This is a genomic window from Saccharothrix sp. ALI-22-I (assembly GCF_001984175.1).
GTDB lineage: Bacteria > Actinomycetota > Actinomycetes > Mycobacteriales > Pseudonocardiaceae > Actinosynnema.
In genome coordinates, this window is the sequence record NZ_MTQP01000067.1 from 672,611 (window position 1) to 688,334 (window position 15,724).

The 15,724-nt window shown below is 70.0% G+C and carries 12 protein-coding genes; 3 read left to right on the plus strand and 9 right to left on the minus strand.

Annotation, left to right across the window (positions count from 1 at the left end; all coding sequences use genetic code 11):
• Positions 1-61 precede the first annotated feature (61 nt).
• On the plus strand, positions 62-979 hold the full coding sequence (locus ALI22I_RS35625; protein ID WP_083752239.1) for a DUF559 domain-containing protein: 918 nt from the start codon (positions 62-64) through the stop codon (positions 977-979).
• Positions 980-1,037: 58 nt separating this feature from the next.
• On the opposite strand, the gene ALI22I_RS35630 is transcribed toward ALI22I_RS35625, so the two are convergent.
• A complete protein-coding gene (locus tag ALI22I_RS35630; protein ID WP_033429064.1) occupies positions 1,038-1,487 on the minus strand; it encodes a gamma-glutamylcyclotransferase family protein in 450 nt (149 codons plus the stop codon).
• 127 nt (positions 1,488-1,614) lie between these two features.
• On the opposite strand from ALI22I_RS35630, the gene ALI22I_RS35635 reads away from it, so the two are divergent.
• Positions 1,615-3,018 (plus strand): NAD(P)H-quinone dehydrogenase, encoded by a 1,404-nt coding sequence (locus ALI22I_RS35635; protein WP_077009918.1) that lies wholly within the window; start codon positions 1,615-1,617, stop codon positions 3,016-3,018.
• 95 nt (positions 3,019-3,113) lie between these two features.
• Here ALI22I_RS35635 and glpK read toward each other — a convergent pair whose 3' ends face one another.
• A complete protein-coding gene (gene glpK, locus ALI22I_RS35640) occupies positions 3,114-4,619 on the minus strand; it encodes a glycerol kinase GlpK (RefSeq protein WP_077009919.1) in 1,506 nt (501 codons plus the stop codon).
• Positions 4,620-4,633: 14 nt separating this feature from the next.
• The gene (locus ALI22I_RS35645; RefSeq protein WP_077009920.1) at positions 4,634-5,383 is read right to left on the minus strand and encodes an MIP/aquaporin family protein; all 750 of its coding nucleotides are present in this window, start codon (positions 5,381-5,383) and stop codon (positions 4,634-4,636) included.
• 179 nt (positions 5,384-5,562) lie between these two features.
• Here ALI22I_RS35645 and ALI22I_RS35650 point away from each other — a divergent pair, with 179 nt between their 5' ends.
• On the plus strand, positions 5,563-7,290 hold the full coding sequence (locus ALI22I_RS35650) for a glycerol-3-phosphate dehydrogenase/oxidase (protein WP_077009921.1): 1,728 nt from the start codon (positions 5,563-5,565) through the stop codon (positions 7,288-7,290).
• Positions 7,291-7,586: 296 nt separating this feature from the next.
• Here ALI22I_RS35650 and ALI22I_RS35655 read toward each other — a convergent pair whose 3' ends face one another.
• The 6 genes from ALI22I_RS35655 to ALI22I_RS35680 form a co-directional block, all read right to left on the minus strand.
• Positions 7,587-8,849: an amidohydrolase gene (locus tag ALI22I_RS35655; protein WP_077009922.1), complete on the minus strand. Its 1,263-nt coding sequence runs from the start codon at positions 8,847-8,849 to the stop codon at positions 7,587-7,589.
• Positions 8,846-10,012, minus strand: coding sequence for a M20 family metallopeptidase (locus ALI22I_RS35660; RefSeq protein ID WP_077009923.1), 1,167 nt, complete (start codon positions 10,010-10,012; stop codon positions 8,846-8,848). The genes ALI22I_RS35655 and ALI22I_RS35660 overlap by 4 nt, the downstream gene beginning before the upstream one ends.
• Positions 10,013-10,188: 176 nt before the next feature.
• The gene (locus tag ALI22I_RS35665; protein WP_143532607.1) at positions 10,189-10,497 is read right to left on the minus strand and encodes a hypothetical protein; all 309 of its coding nucleotides are present in this window, start codon (positions 10,495-10,497) and stop codon (positions 10,189-10,191) included.
• A gap of 94 nt (positions 10,498-10,591) precedes the next feature.
• On the minus strand, positions 10,592-11,608 hold the full coding sequence (gene meaB, locus ALI22I_RS35670) for a methylmalonyl Co-A mutase-associated GTPase MeaB (protein ID WP_077009925.1): 1,017 nt from the start codon (positions 11,606-11,608) through the stop codon (positions 10,592-10,594).
• A complete protein-coding gene (gene scpA / locus ALI22I_RS35675; protein WP_077009926.1) occupies positions 11,601-13,805 on the minus strand; it encodes a methylmalonyl-CoA mutase in 2,205 nt (734 codons plus the stop codon). The genes meaB and scpA overlap by 8 nt, the downstream gene beginning before the upstream one ends.
• Positions 13,802-15,715, minus strand: a complete 1,914-nt coding sequence (locus ALI22I_RS35680; RefSeq protein WP_083752240.1) for a methylmalonyl-CoA mutase family protein — start codon at positions 15,713-15,715, stop codon at positions 13,802-13,804. The genes scpA and ALI22I_RS35680 overlap by 4 nt, the downstream gene beginning before the upstream one ends.
• Positions 15,716-15,724 lie beyond the last annotated feature (9 nt).

The window sequence follows — 15,724 nt, forward strand, 5'->3', positions numbered from 1 at the left end:
GCCGAGCGCCCACGATCGGGTGAAGCGAGTACGGAATCAGCGTCCCGGCACTCGGTTCTACGTGATCGAATTTCCTCCTGGCCTCCACGGCGCCTACCCACGTACTCGCCTGCACGACCAGCTCGGCTTGCAAGCACTGCGCCGGGCCCTCAGCGACGGCCGCTTGGTCAGCTACTGCCGCACGGTCGTCGTCCAGCGGGAACGGATGACGAGCCTGCACACCCGTGCCGCCGCCGCGCTGCTCATGGCCGGGTCGGACGCGGTGTTGACCAACCACACGGCGGCTTGGCTACACGGCTGCACGGCCGCCGAAACCAATCGGGTCCACATCCTCCTGAGCCACGACCGCAGGGTCCGACCGCGCCCGGACGTCGCCGTCCACTACCACCACTACGACCCTGCGGACGTGGTCGAGATCGATGGCCTACGCACCATGGCGCTCGACTACGCAATCGCCGAACTCCTCTGCCGAGGCCGCCATCGCGCCACCGCTCTGGCCTGCGCGGATCAAGCACTCGGCGCTCTCCCGCCGCAGCAGCGAGTCGAACTCAAGGCCGATCTCACCGTACGCATCGCAACCCGCCGTGACTTGCGCGGACGGCGGCAAGGCGTGTTCCTCCTGGACCTCGCCACGGGTCTGCCGGAGTCCCCTGCGGAGAGCACGCTCCTGCTGATCATCGCCGAAGCGGGCTTCCCGCTACCCGAACCGCAGTACTCCGTCCGGGACTTGGACGACCGCGAGGTCTGGCGACTGGACTTCGCCTGGCCGGACGCACGCGTAGCACTGGAGTACGACGGCTACGCGGCGCACGTCGACAAGGCCGACGCAGACCACGCCCGTGACGAGGACCTGCGGCGACGCGGCTGGAAGGTGCTCAGGGCCGACGTCTCGGACCTCCGGAACCCCACCCGACTGTTCCGACACCTGAGTGCTCAACTCGCGGGTCCTGAACGTAGGACACGCGCGTTCCGGGTGTAGGACACGCGCATTCTGAACGTTGGACACGCGTGTTCTGAACGTTGGACACGCGGGAGGGTTAGGGGCCTATGCCTTGGCAGGGGCGGGTGCGGAGGTCGGCTACGTAGTCGTCTGGGGCGCCTGCGGCTTCGGCGGCGTCGGCTACGACGCCGATGTAGCGGGCGGAGGGGAGACCGCCTTCGTAGGCGTCCAGGACGTAGAGCCAGGCGGTGACCGAGCCTTCCAGGGTCTGGACGCGTAGGCGGATCTTCTTGTACAGGCCTAGGGCGCCTTCCCAGCGGTCGAGGCGGGACTCGTCACGTGGGCTGACGTCGTAGAGCACGCAGAACACCTGCGAGTCGGGGTCCTCGACGATGGTGGCGAGCGCGCCCTCCCAGCCCAGGTCCTCGCCACCGAACGTCAGACGCCATCCGGCGAGCCACCCGGTCCCCGCCATGGGGGAGTAGGGGGCTCGCTCCATCATCTGGTTCGGGTCCATGTTGGACCCGTACGCGGCATAGAGCGGCACGACGACAGCCTAGCGACCTCGCGATCACCGCGAGGTACCAGAAGACCGGACGACACACTCCGACACCCGACCGCGTACGGTTGTGCGCGGCTGTCAACAGCGCCGACAACCACTAGGAGGACGTGTCGTGACCCGCATCGTCATCATGGGCGGTGGCCCCGCAGGTTACGAGGCGGCACTGGTCGCGGCCCAGCACGGGGCCGACGTGACCGTCGTGGAACGCGAGGGCGTCGGTGGCGCCTGTGTGCTCTACGACTGCGTGCCGTCGAAGACGTTCATCGCCTCCGCGGGCGGGCGGAGCAACTTCCGCAACGCCGGTGAGCTGGGCATTCGTATGAACAACGCGGAAGCCGCCGTCGAACTCCCGGTCGTCCACGGACGGGTGAAGGGGCTTGCGCTCGCCCAGTCCGCCGACGTCCGGGCGCGCCTCCAGCGCGAGGGCGTCCGCATCATCAACGGCTCGGCGAAGTTCTGCGACAACCGCCGCGGGCTCGCTCAGCACGAGGTCGTGGCGATCACGAGCGACGGCACCAAGGAAGTCCTGCCGGCCGATGTGGTGCTTATCGCAACGGGCGCGACCCCGCGCGTGTTGCCCGGCGCCGAGCCGGACGGCAAGCGGGTGCTGACCTGGCGGCAGATCTACGAGCTCCCGGAGTTGCCGGAACACCTCGCCGTCATCGGATCGGGTGTCACCGGTGTGGAATTCGCCTCCGCGTACACCGAACTCGGCGTGAAGGTGACCATGGTCTCCAGCCGCGATCGGGTGCTCCCGCACGAGGACGCCGACGCGGCCGTGGTGCTGGAGGACGTCTTCGCCGAACGCGGCACGGCCGTGGTCAAGCACGCCCGCGCGGAGCGGGTGGAGAACGTCGGCGACAGCGTCCTGATTCACCTGGAAGACGGTCGCACGATCGAGGCAAGCCACGCCCTGATGACGGTGGGAAGCGTACCCAACACCACCGACATCGGGCTGGACAAGATCGGCATCGAGTTGGGTCGCGGCGGGTACATCCCGGTCGACCGGGTCTCGCGCACGAACATCTCCGGCGTCTACGCGGCGGGCGACTGCACGGGCGTGCTTCTGCTCGCGTCGGTGGCCGCCATGCAGGGCCGCATCGCCATGTGGCACGCGCTGGGCGAGGGCGTCAGCCCGATCAAGCTCAAGACGGTCGCGGCGAACGTGTTCACCAACCCGGAGATCGCGAGTGTCGGCATCAGCCAGCAGGCGATCGACTCCGGCGAGGTCCCCGCGCGCACGATCATGCTGCCGCTGGCCACCAACCCGCGGGCCAAGATGGAAGGCCTGCGCCGCGGCTTCGTGAAGCTGTTCTGCCGCCCGGCGACGGGTGTGGTGATCGGCGGTGTCGTGGTCGCGCCGAACGCCAGCGAGCTGATCCTGTCCATCGCGCTGGCCGTGCAGAACCAGCTCACGGTGGAGGACCTGGCCACCACGTTCTCCGTCTACCCGTCGCTGACCGGCTCGATCACCGAGGCGGGCCGTCAGCTCATGCGCCACGACGACCTGGACTGAACGGCACCCGATCGGACCCACGTGGTGTGATCTCCACCACCTGGGTCCGATCGGGTGAGGGTGCCGTCGCGTGATCGGCGGCGCCCCTCGTTACGTCACTCGACCCAGTCGAAGGTCCTGGTCACGGCCTTCTTCCACTGCGCGTACGTCTTCGCGCGGGCTTCGTCGTCCATTGCCGGGTCCCACTGCTTGTCCTGCGCCCAGTTCTGCCGGATGTCGTCCTCCGACGCCCAGAACCCGACTGCCAGCCCGGCCGCGTAGGCGGCGCCCAGCGCGGTCGTCTCGCTGACCACCGGACGGATCACCGGCACGCCCAGGATGTCCGCCTGGAACTGCATCAGCAGTTCGTTGCCGACCATGCCGCCGTCGACCTTCAACGACTTCAGCGGCACGCCCGAGTCGGCGTTCATCGCGTCGATCACCTCACGGGTCTGGAACGCCGTGGCCTCCAGCACCGCGCGGGCCAGGTGGCCCTTGTTCACGAACCGGGTCAGGCCGACGATCGCGCCGCGCGCGTCCGACCGCCAGTACGGCGCGAACAGGCCGGAGAACGCGGGCACGAAGTACGCGCCGCCGTTGTCCTCCACCGTCCGGGCGTGCTCCTCGATCTCGGCGGCCGTGCTGATCATGCCGAGGTTGTCGCGCAGCCACTGGACCAGCGCCCCGGTCACCGCGATCGAACCCTCCAGCGCGTACACCGGGTCGTTCGAGCCGATCTTGTAGCAGACCGTGGTGAGCAGGCCGTTCTCGCTCAACACCTTCTCGTTGCCGGTGTTGAGCAGCACGAAGTTGCCGGTGCCGTAGGTGTTCTTGGCCTCGCCCGGCGACAGGCACGCCTGGCCGAACGTCGCGGCCTGCTGGTCGCCGAGGATGCCCGCGATGGGCACACCGGCCAGCGAGCCGCGTTCCCGGACGTTGCCGTAGACCTCGGACGACGACCGGATCTCCGGCAGCATCGACAGCGGGATGCCCATGTCCGCCGCGATGCCCTCGTCCCAGTTCAACGTGTCGAGGTCCATCAGCAGCGTGCGGGAGGCGTTGGTCGGGTCGGTGACGTGCACGCCGCCGTCCACCCCGCCGGTCATGTTCCACAGCACCCAGGTGTCCATGTTGCCGAACAGCAGGTCACCGGCTTCAGCGCGCTCCCGTGCGCCCTCGACGTTGTCGAGGATCCAGCGGATCTTCGGGCCGGAGAAGTACGTGGCCAGCGGCAGACCGGTCTTGTCCCGGTACCGCTCCTGATCACCACCCAGAGCCGCCAGGTCCTGGCAGATCCTGTCGGTGCGGGTGTCCTGCCAAACGATTGCGTTGTAGACGGGTTGGCCGGTGGTCTTGTCCCAGACCAGCGCGGTTTCGCGCTGGTTGGTGATGCCCACCGCGGCGATGTCGGCGGTGGTCAGGTCGGCCTTGGCCAACGCGCCGGCGGCGACCTGCCTGGCGTTGGTCCAGATCTCGTTCGCGTCGTGCTCGACCCACCCGGCCTGCGGGAAGATCTGCTCGTGCTCCTTCTGGTCGACGGAGACCACCCGACCCGAGTGGTCGAAGATCATGCACCGGGTCGACGTCGTGCCCTGGTCGATCGCGGCCACGTACTGCGTCATGCGATGGAGTCCTTTCAGACGACCGGGAGAACCAGGTACAGGAGTGCGGCGAGCGCCCCGCCGATCAGCGGACCGACCACCGGCACCCAGGCGTAGCCCCACTCGGCGCTGCCCTTGTCGCGAATGGGCAGGATCGCGTAGGCGATCCGGGGGCCGAGGTCACGGGCGGGGTTGATGGCGTACCCGGTGGGGCCACCGAGCGAGGCGCCGATGCCGATCACGATGAACGCGACGGCCGCGTAGCCCAGGGCGGAGTTGCCCAACTGCGGGAGGCCGCCCTCGGTCTCCTGCGCTCCCGGACTCAGGAGGATCCACGCGACCAGCACGAACGTGCCGATCACCTCGGTGACGACGTTCCAGACGGGACTGGGGATCGTCGGGCCGGTGCAGAAGATGCCGCGCGTGCCCGCCGGGTTGTCGTGCGCGTCGAACTGGGCTTTGTAGGCCAGCCAGGCGAGCACGGCGCCGAGGAACGCGCCGACCATCTGACCGGCGAAGTAGACGGGGACTTGACTCCACGGAGTCTTGTCCGGGTTCGCGATCGCCAGGCCCAGGGTCACTGCGGGGTTGAGGTGCGCACCGCTCGGTGCGGCGATGCTGGCGCCCGCGAAGACCGCGAAACCCCAGCCGAAGTTGATCAGGAGCCAGCCGCCGGTGTTGCCCAGCGTGTCTTTCAGGACGACGTTCGCCACGACGCCCGCACCCATGAGGATCAGGATGCCGGTGCCCAGCATTTCCCAAACGAAGATCGAGCCACTGCTCACCTGCCGACCTCCTACCTTGACAGGAGGCAGCACGGTCCGGGTCCGGCGGCGCTGCCCACCCCACAATGTGGCATGACGCTAGTTCCGGCCTGATCACTTGTCCACAGGTGGCGTACCAGCGGGTAACGTGGTCGAGTCAACCCTGGTGGACCAGTCCAGTCGAGCATCAGGAGGCGTCAGTGGTCACGCGCAAGCACCCCGCCACCGCAGGCCGGCTCGGACCTCTCGAACGCTCGGAGGCGTGGGAACGCCTCGGTGCGGAGACCTTCGACCTGGTGATCATCGGCGGCGGCGTGGTCGGTGTCGGCACCGCGTTGGACGCCGCGACCCGTGGTCTGCGGGTGGCGCTGGTCGAGGCGCGCGACCTGGCCTCCGGAACGTCCAGCCGGTCGTCCAAGCTGTTCCACGGCGGGCTGCGGTACCTGGAGCAGCTGGAGTTCGGGCTGGTCCGCGAGGCACTGCGGGAACGCGAACTCATGCTGACCCGCCTCGCGCCGCACCTGGTGAAGCCGGTGTCGTTCCTGTACCCGTTGACGCACCGCGGGTGGGAGCGGCCCTACACCGCCGCCGGGTTGTTCATGTACGACACGATGGGCGGCGCGCGGTCCGTGCCGGGGCAGAAGCACCTGACCAGGGCCGGCGCGCTGCGGTTGGTGCCGGCGTTGAAGCCGTCCGCGTTGATCGGCGGGATCCGGTACTACGACGCGCAGGCCGACGACGCCCGGCACACCATGATGGTCGGCCGGACCGCGGCCCACTACGGGGCGGTCGTGCGGACGTCCACGCAGGTCGTGGGCTTCTTGCAGGAGGCGGACCGGGTTTCCGGCGTGCGGGTGCGGGATGTGGAGGACGGGCGGGAGACGTCCGTGCGGGCGCACGCGGTGATCAACGCGACCGGGGTGTGGACCGACGAGTTGCAACGGCTGTCGGGTAGTCGCGGGCGGTTCCGGGTGCGGGCGTCCAAGGGCGTGCACATCGTGGTGCCGCGCGATCGGATCGTGTCCGAGTCGGGGTTGATCCTGCGCACGGAGAAGTCGGTGCTGTTCGTGATCCCGTGGCGAAATCACTGGATCGTGGGAACAACCGACACCGATTGGAACCTGGATCTGGCGCACCCGGCGGCGACCCGGTCGGATATCGACTACATCCTGACGCAGGTGAACTCGGTGTTGGCGACGCCGTTGACGCACGACGACATCGAGGGCGTGTACGCGGGGCTGCGGCCGTTGTTGGCGGGTGAGAGCGAGTCGACGTCGAAGCTGTCGCGTGAGCACGCGGTGGCGCGGGTGGCACCCGGGTTGGTGGCGATCGCCGGCGGGAAGTACACGACATACCGGGTGATGGGCGCGGACGCGGTGGACGCGGCGGCGGTCGACCTGCCGGGGCGGATCCAGGCGTCGATCACGGACAAGGTGCCGTTGATCGGGGCGGACGGTTACCACGCGCTGGTCAACCAGGCCGATCAGCTGGCCACGCGGTACGGGCTGCACCCGTATCGGGTGCGGCACTTGTTGGACCGGTACGGGTCTTTGGTGCACGAGGTGCTGGAGTCGGCTGATCCGGAGTTGCTCAAGCCGGTGCCCGGTGCGCCGGACTACTTGCAGGTCGAGGTCGTTTACGCCGCTTCACACGAGGGTGCGTTGCACTTGGAGGACGTGCTGACGCGGCGGACGCGGATCTCGATCGAGTACCCGCACCGGGGCGTGGAGTGCGCTCTGCCGGTGGCTCGGCTGATCGCCGGCGTGCACGGGTGGGATGACGCCATGGTGGCGCACGAGGTCTCGGTCTACACGGCTCGGGTCGATGCGGAGCGCGCTTCGCAGACCGAGCCGGACGACCAGGCGGCGGATGCCGTGCGGTCTTCCGCGCCGGAGGCCAGGCCGGAGATCGTCGAGCCGGTGAGCTGACGGCCAGCGCTCACCACGTGACCGGGCGCTCGCCGCACTGCGACCGGGTACTCGCCGCACTGCGACCTGACGCTCGCCGCACGGTGACCGGGTGCTCCGCCGCGCTGGTCCACAGCAGGCCGTTTGTCCACAGCCGGCTCACTTGTCCACAGGTCGTTCTGGACGGCCCGTGATTGTCGGACCTTTGTGGCAGGGTAAAAGCAGGGGTCCCCTTGGCGGGGACCCCTGCGGAGCATGACGGCGGTTGAGCGTCCGGCGTACCGGTAACCGAGCGGGTCGCGGCCCGCCCGGACCGGTCAGGCGAGGGAGGCCAGGGCGGCGTGGACCATGACGCGGACGCCGACCAGGAGGGCGCGTTCGTCCAGGTCGAACCCGGGCTGGTGCAGGTCGCGTTGCTTGCCGACGCCGTCCCAGACGCCCAGGCGGGCGAATGAGCCCGGCACGTGCTCCAGGTACCAGCCGAAGTCCTCACCGCCGGACGACTGCTCGGTGCCCGCCAGCGCGTCCTCGCCCAACGCCGCCTCGATGCCCGCCCGCAGCAGCATGGTGCTCTCGCGGTCGTTGACGACCGGGGGGACGCCGCGCCGGTGGTGCAGGTCGAAGCCGACACCGGTCGGCGCCAACAGCGCGCCCACGAGTTCCTTGATCAACGGCTCCAGCTCTGCCCAGATGTCGCGGTCGCCGGTGCGCAGGGTGCCGCGCAGCACGCCGTCCTGCGGCACGGCGTTGGGCGCTTCGCCCGCGTGCACCGCCCCCCACACCAGCACCGTGCCCGATCTGGGGTCCACGCGGCGCGACAGCAGGCCCGGCAGGCCCGTGATGACCGTGCCCAGCGCGTGCACCAGGTCCGCGGTCAGGTGCGGCCGGGAGGTGTGGCCGCCGGGGGACGTCAGGCGCAGTTCCAGCATGTCGCTGGCCGAGGTGATGGCGCCGATCCGGGTGCCGATCCGGCCGACTTCCAGCCGCGGGTCGCAGTGCAGCCCGAAGATGCGCTCCACCCCGTCGAGACCGCCCGCCGCCAGCACGTCGAGCGCGCCACCGGGCATGACCTCCTCGGCCGGCTGGAACACCAGCCGCACCCGGCCGGGCAGTTCGGTGGCCGAGGCCAGCGCCAGGGCCGCCCCCAGCAACACCGAGGTGTGCGCGTCGTGTCCGCACGCGTGCGTCACGCCGTCCACTGTGGACGAGTAGGGCGCGCCGGTGTTCTCCGGCAACGGCAGGGCGTCGATGTCCGCGCGCAGCGCGACGCACCGGGGGCCGGAGCCGACGTCGCAGACCAGGCCGGTCCCGCCGGGCAGGATGCGCGGCTTGAGGCCGGCCGAGCGCAGCACACCCGCGATCAGCTCGGTGGTGGCGTACTCGTGCCGTGACAGCTCGGGGTGCGCGTGGACGTGCCGCCGCCAGGCGACGACCTCGGAGGCGTTCGCCGCCAGCCAGTCGTCCAGCCACGAGGGGCCGCGCCCCTCACCGGGATCATCCACAGGGGCAATGCTGACCCCACGATCGGTCAACAGCACCTCGGCACCTTCCTCCGGTAGACGCGAGTCCAGGACCGTCATGCCGCACCCGCCAACAGTCGAGAGCGCTGCGCACCGTCCGTGGCAGCGGAAATTGTGGTCCAGGCGAGGGCGAGTGCTCCGTCGAGCACTGCTCGGTCGGCGGAGGCCGACGCACAGGCGGTCGCGAACTCGATTTGGTGGTTCACCGCGTCTCCGCAGTCGATGGCGATGGTCGGGTGGATGGCCGGCAGCGCACGGGTGATGTTGCCCATGTCCGTGCTGCCGATCTTCTCCTTGAGCTCCTCCTCAGGGCTCAACGGATGCCTGCCCAGCTCGACCGCGGCACGCCGGTAGGCGTCCGCCAGCCAGGGATCTGGGGTCAGCTCGGCGTACACCGGCGAGACTTTCACGACCTCGTGGGTGCAGCCGGTTGCCAGCGCGCCGGCCTCGAAGCAGCGGTTGATCCGCTCCTCCAGTCGGCGCAGGGAGTCCAGGTCGTCGGCACGCAGGTCGAACATCGCCGACGTGTTGGCGGGCACCACGTTGGGCACGGTGCCGCCGCGGGTGACGATGCCGCTGACCATCTGGCCCGGTTCCAGGTGTTGGCGGGCCAAGCCGATCGCGACCTGGGCGATGGTGATCGCGTCCGCCGCGTTCACGCCCAGGTGGGGCGCGGCGGCGGCGTGCGATGGCTTGCCGGTGTAGTGGACCTCGACGTCGGTGATGGCCAGCGAACGGGCGGCGACCGCCTCGTACGGGGCCGGGTGCACCATCATCGAGAACGCCACGTCGTCGAATACCCCGCGTTCGAGCATCAGCACCTTGCCGCCGCCGACCTCCTCCGCCGGGGTGCCGATCACCCGAACAGTGAGGTCCAGCTCATCGGCCAGGTCACGCAGCGCGAGGGCCGCTCCGGTGGACGCGGCGGCGATGACGTTGTGCCCGCACGCGTGGCCGACCTCGGGCAGCGCGTCGTACTCCGCGCACAGGCCGAGCACCAGCTCACCGGAGCCGAACGTCGCGGTGAACGCCGTCTCCAGGTCCGCGACGCCGCGTTCGACCTCGAAGCCCTCGGCGGCCAGCAGGTCGGCGACCTTGGCCGCGCTGCGGTGCTCGGCGAACGCGGGCTCCGGTTCGGCGTGGATGCTGTGGGATAGCCCTACCAGCGCATTCGAGTACCGCTCGACGGCCGAGCGCGTGCTCATCTTGAAGTCGGTACCCATTTGCTTCCATCCTGCATCACGGTCTGGCGGCCCCGGCGCACCCCGCGTTGATCAACCGGCCACCGGTCACGAGGATGCGCCAAGCGGTGCTCGAATTTCGGTCAGACCGATCAAGTCTGCGCAGGCCACGCTAAAAGGCGACCATATACCGCCGACAAGCTCCCACTAGCTGGGATTCACCCGGCCTTGCGACCCGCCCGCCACTTCGACCACCGCTTCTTGTTGCGCCAGTAAACGAGGGCGAACAGCAGCACCGCGATACCACCGATCCACAACTTCCTGCGGGTTTCGGCACTAGTGGCGGGTGCGGGCTGCTCCTGCGGCGCGTCGATCTGGGGTCCCGGCTCGGTGGTGCCGCCGGGTGCCGGCGTCTCCGTCGGCTGGGCCGCGAAGTGCGGCGATGTCGTCACGGCAGACCCTGTGCCGGACACGGTGAGAACACCGGCCAGTACCAACAGGCACACCGCGAGCACAGATCGCCACATGGTCGCCAAGCCTAGCTACCCCCTTTCGTGGATACCACTGCCAGTGGTCAGCCAAACCGGTGAGCGTTGACGTGGCGTGAACGACGGAGCGCGTTCACGTTTCGTGAGTTTTCTCAGTTTCGGGAGAACGCTCACGGAACGCCGCCAAGATCCGCTCCGCGGCCAGCGTGGCGGTCAGCTCGCCGTCGCGCACCTGCTTTTCCACCTCGGGCACGACCGCGCGCACCGCGGGCGCCGAGCGCAGGCTGGTCAGCAGCTGGTCGTTGACCATGGCCCAGGTCCAGTCGACCTGCTGGCGACGCCGCCGTTCGGCCAGCTCACCAGCCTCCTCCAGGGCCGCCCGGTGCTTGCCGATCTGCTCCCACACGGTGTCCAGCCCGGAGCCGTCCAAGCCGCTGCACGTCAGCACGGGCGGGTGCCAGACGGCGTTCGGGGGGCGCAGCAGCCGCAGCGCGCCGGCCAACTCGCGCGCCGCCTTGCGGGCGTCCATCTCGTGCGGACCGTCGGCCTTGTTGACCGCGATCACGTCGGCCAGCTCCAGCACGCCCTTCTTGATGCCCTGGAGCTGGTCACCGGTGCGGGCGAGGGTCAGGAACAGCGAGCAGTCGGTCATGTTCGCCACCGCGACCTCGGACTGGCCGACGCCGACCGTCTCGACCAGCACCACGTCGAAACCGGCGGCCTCGACCAGGATGATCGACTCACGAGTGGCCTTCGCCACACCGCCGAGCGTGCCGGAGGTCGGGGACGGCCGGATGAACGCCGCCGGGTCGACCGCGAGCCGGGCCATCCGGGTCTTGTCGCCCAGGATCGACCCGCCGGTGCGGGTGGACGACGGGTCCACGGCCAGCACCGCGACCCGGTGACCCTGCTCGGTCAGCATCGAGCCGAACGCGTCGATGAACGTCGACTTGCCGACACCGGGCACGCCCGTGATGCCGACCCGGTGCGCGTTCCCCGAGTGCGGCAGCAGCTCGACCAGCAGCTCCTGCGCCAACGCCCGGTGGTCCGCGCGCGTCGACTCGACCAGCGTGATGGCGCGTGCCAGCGTGCCGCGGTTGCCGGCGAGCACACCCTTGGCGTATTCGCCGACGTCGATCGGCCTAGCCATCGTGTCCGGGCTGGTCAGCGGCCAGTTCGGCGTGGCCGAGCTGCTCGGCGAGTCGGCGCAGCAGGTCGCCGGCCGCGTCGGCGATGACGGTGCCGGGTGGGAAGATCGCCGCCGCGCCGGCCTCGCGCAGTGCGTCGAAGTCCTGTTTCGGGATCACGCCGCCGACCACGATCATGATGTCCTCGCGGCCCATCTCGGCCAGCGCGGAGCGCAGCGCGGGCACCAGTGTGAGGTGGCCGGCGGCCAGGGACGACACCCCGACGATGTGCACGTCGGCTTCGACGGCCTGGCGTGCGACCTCGTCCGGGGTCTGGAACAGCGGGCCGACGTCGACGTCGAAGCCGAGGTCGGCGAACGCGGTGGCGATCACCTTCTGGCCGCGGTCGTGCCCGTCCTGGCCCATCTTGGCGACCAGGATGCGCGGGCGACGGCCCTCGGCCTCGGCGAACGCCGCCACCACCTCGCGCGTGGCCTCCACGTTGGACACGGAACCGGCCTCCTCCCGGTAGACGCCGGTGATGGTGCGGATCTGCGCGGAGTGCCGGCCCCAGACCTTGCCCAGCGCCTCGGAGATCTCGCCGACGGTGGCCTTGGCGCGGGCCGCGGAGATGGCCAGCTCCAGCAGGTTCCCCTCGCCGCCGGCCGCCCGCGTCAACGCGTCCAGCGCACTGTCTACAGTGGACTGATCGCGTTCCTCGCGCAACCGGGCCAGTTTCGCCAGCTGCTGCGCGCGCACACCGGCGTTGTCCACCTTGAGCACGTCGATGTGCTCGTCGAACTCCACCTGGTACTTGTTCACGCCGATCACCGGCTGCCGGCCCGAGTCGATGCGCGCCTGGGTGCGCGCGGCGGCCTCCTCGATGCGCAGCTTCGGGATGCCCGCGTCGATGGCCTGCGCCATCCCGCCCGCGGCCTCGACCTCGGTGATGTGCGCCCACGCCCGGTGCGCCAGGTCGTGGGTGAGCCGTTCCACGAACGCGCTGCCGCCCCACGGGTCGATCACCCGCGTGGTGCCCGACTCCTGCTGCAGCAGCAGCTGGGTGTTGCGGGCGATGCGCGCGGAGAAGTCCGTCGGCAGCGCCAGCGCCTCGTCCAACGCGTTGGTGTGCAACGACTGCGTGTGCCCCTGGGTCGCGGCCATCGCCTCGACGCACGTGCGGGCGACGTTGTTGAACACGTCCTGCGCGGTGAGCGACCAGCCGGAGGTCTGGCAGTGCGTGCGCAACGACAGGGATTTCGGGTTCTTCGGGTCGAAGCCCTTCACCAGCTTCGCCCACAGCAGGCGGGCCGCGCGCAGCTTGGCGACCTCCATGAAGAAGTTCATCCCGACCGCCCAGAAGAACGACAGCCGGGGCGCGAACGCGTCGACGTCCATCCCCGCGTCACGGCCCGCGCGCAGGTACTCCACGCCGTCCGCCAGCGTGTAGGCCAGCTCCAGGTCGGCCGTCGCGCCGGCTTCCTGCATGTGGTAGCCGGAGATGGAGATGGAGTTGAACTTCGGCATCCGCCGCGAGGTGAACGCGAAGATGTCGGAGATGATCCGCATCGACGGCTTCGGCGGGTAGATGTAGGTGTTGCGGACCATGAACTCCTTGAGGATGTCGTTCTGGATGGTCCCCGCGAGCTGTTCGGGCGCCACCCCCTGCTCCTCGGCCGCCACCACGTACAGCGCCAGGATCGGCAGCACCGCGCCGTTCATCGTCATCGACACGCTCATCCTGTCCAGCGGGATGCCGTCGAACAGCTGCCGCATGTCGAGGATCGAGTCGATCGCCACGCCCGCCATGCCCACGTCACCGGCCACCCGCGGGTGGTCGGAGTCGTAGCCGCGGTGGGTGGCCAGGTCGAACGCGACCGACAGGCCCTTCTGCCCGGCCGCGAGGTTGCGGCGGTAGAAGGCGTTGGACTCCTCGGCGGTGGAGAACCCGGCGTACTGCCGGATGGTCCACGGCTGGTTGACGTACATCGTCGGGTACGGGCCGCGCAGGAACGGCGCGATCCCCGGATAGGTGTCGAGGAAGTCGAGGCCTTCGGTGTCCGCGGCCGTGTAGACGGGTTTGACACCGATGCCCTCCGGCGTCTCCCACGTCAACGCGTCCGCGCCCTTGCCGGTCGCCTCCTGCAGCGCGGCCTGCCACTGCGCGGCGGTGACGGTCGTGGGCTCCCCGAGATCGACCTCGGCGAAGTTCGGGATCATCGCTGGACTCCGAGTGCCTCGAAGGTGTGCTCCAGCACGTCGAGCGCCGGGCAACCGGTGAACACGTACTCGTCGATGTCCGCTTCAGAAGTCTTGCCCGCCAAGAGGATTCGCTCCGCGCCTGCCTCCCGCAGTGCCCGCGCGACGGGCGCGGCCAGTTCGGCGTAGCTCTTCTCGCTGCCGCACAGGCACGCGACCCGAGCACCGCTCGCGCGGAACCGCTCGACCACGTCCTGCACCGTCTTGGTCGGACCGGCGTCCGGCGTCTCGATCCCGCCCGCCTGGAACAGGTTCGCCGCGAACGAGGCCCGCGCGGTGTGCGCGGCGACCGGGCCGAGCGTGGCCAGGAACACCCTGGGACGCTCCGGGCACGCGTCAGCCGCGTCGCGCAACGCCTCGTAATCCTGCGCGTACCGGATGCGCGGCAGCGGCCGAGACGCCGAAATTGTCGGACCCCTCTGGGAGAATGAATTCAGGGGACCCCCTGTGGGGGACGTCTGCGGAGCCTGTCCGTCGCCCGGCTCCTCGGACGCGGGCAGCCCGGCCACCGGCTCGTCCGGCGCGGACGGGCGGACCACCGGCTCCTCGGGTGCGGACGGCCGGATCACGGGCTGCTCGGCCAGGTTGGGGAACTCGCTGACGCCGGTGATCGCGTCGGACCGGTCGGCCAGGTTCGCCCGGCGCCGCTCCCAGGTGACCGCGATCCGGTCCGCGACCAGGTCGAACGCCTTGGTCAGCCCGCCCGCGGCCTCGATCTCGCGGAACCACGCCCACGCGGCGTGCGCGAGGTCGTCGGTGAGCCGTTCCACGTACCAGGAGCCGCCGGCCGGGTCGATCACGCCGGCCAGCTTCGACTCCTCCAGCAGCAGCGACTGGGTGTTGCGGGCGATGCGCCGGGAGAAGTCGTCCGACAGGCCGATCGCCGCGTCGAACGGCAGCACGGTCACCGCGTCCGCACCGCCCAGGCCGGCACCGAAGCACGCCAGGGTGGTGCGCAGCATGTTCACCCACGGGTCGCGGCGGGTCATCATCGCGGGCGACGTGACCGCGTGCTGGAGTTGCGGGCTCGGCGCTCCGGCGACCTCGGTGACCCGCGCCCACAGCCGTCGGGCGGCGCGGAACTTGGCGATGGTGAGGAACTGGTCGGCGGACGCCGCGTACCGGAACTCCAGCAGCCGCACGGCTTCCGCGACGCTCAGGCCCGTCTCGGTCAGGTGCCGCAGGTACGCGACCCCGGCCGCGAGGGACGCGCCCAGCTCCTGCGCGTCCGAACCGCCCGCCTCGTGGAACGGCAGGCCGTCCACCACGACCACGCGCAGCTCGGGGAACTCACGGGCCTTGCCCAGCAGGTCGGTCAACGCCTTGAAGTCGGCGGCCTGTCCCGTGCGCGCCTGGACACCGAGAGGGTCCGCGCCGACGTTGCCCCGCACCTCACTGGCCGGCACCGGCCGCTGGTCCCAGACCCGCAGCATGGCGCGGCCGGCCTGGAGGAAGTCCGCGCCCGCGTCGATCACGACCGGCGCCAGGTCCAGGTAGACGTCGGCCAGCACGTCGTCGTAGGTGGTCGGGTCGAGGCCCTTCAGCCACAGCGACGTGACGCCGTTCTCCAGATCGGCCATCACCGCGTTGCGGTCCGCGACCCGGTGCTGCTGGCGCACGTCCCAGCCCTCGACCGCGCCCTGCGGGCGACCGCCCCTGGTGAACGGGACCAGGCCCGGGAAACCGGCGTCCGGCGCCCGGTCGGCTTTCGTGTAGAGGGGTTGCACGTCGATGCCGTCGTAGGTGGTGGTGATCAGCGAACCGAAATCCGCGCCCGACTTCCGCAGCACGCCCCGGACCAGGTCGAGCCACTGTTCGCGGTCGGGGGTGGGGAATTCGGCGGCCAGCGCCAACTCGCCTGACGGCTCCATCATGCTCCG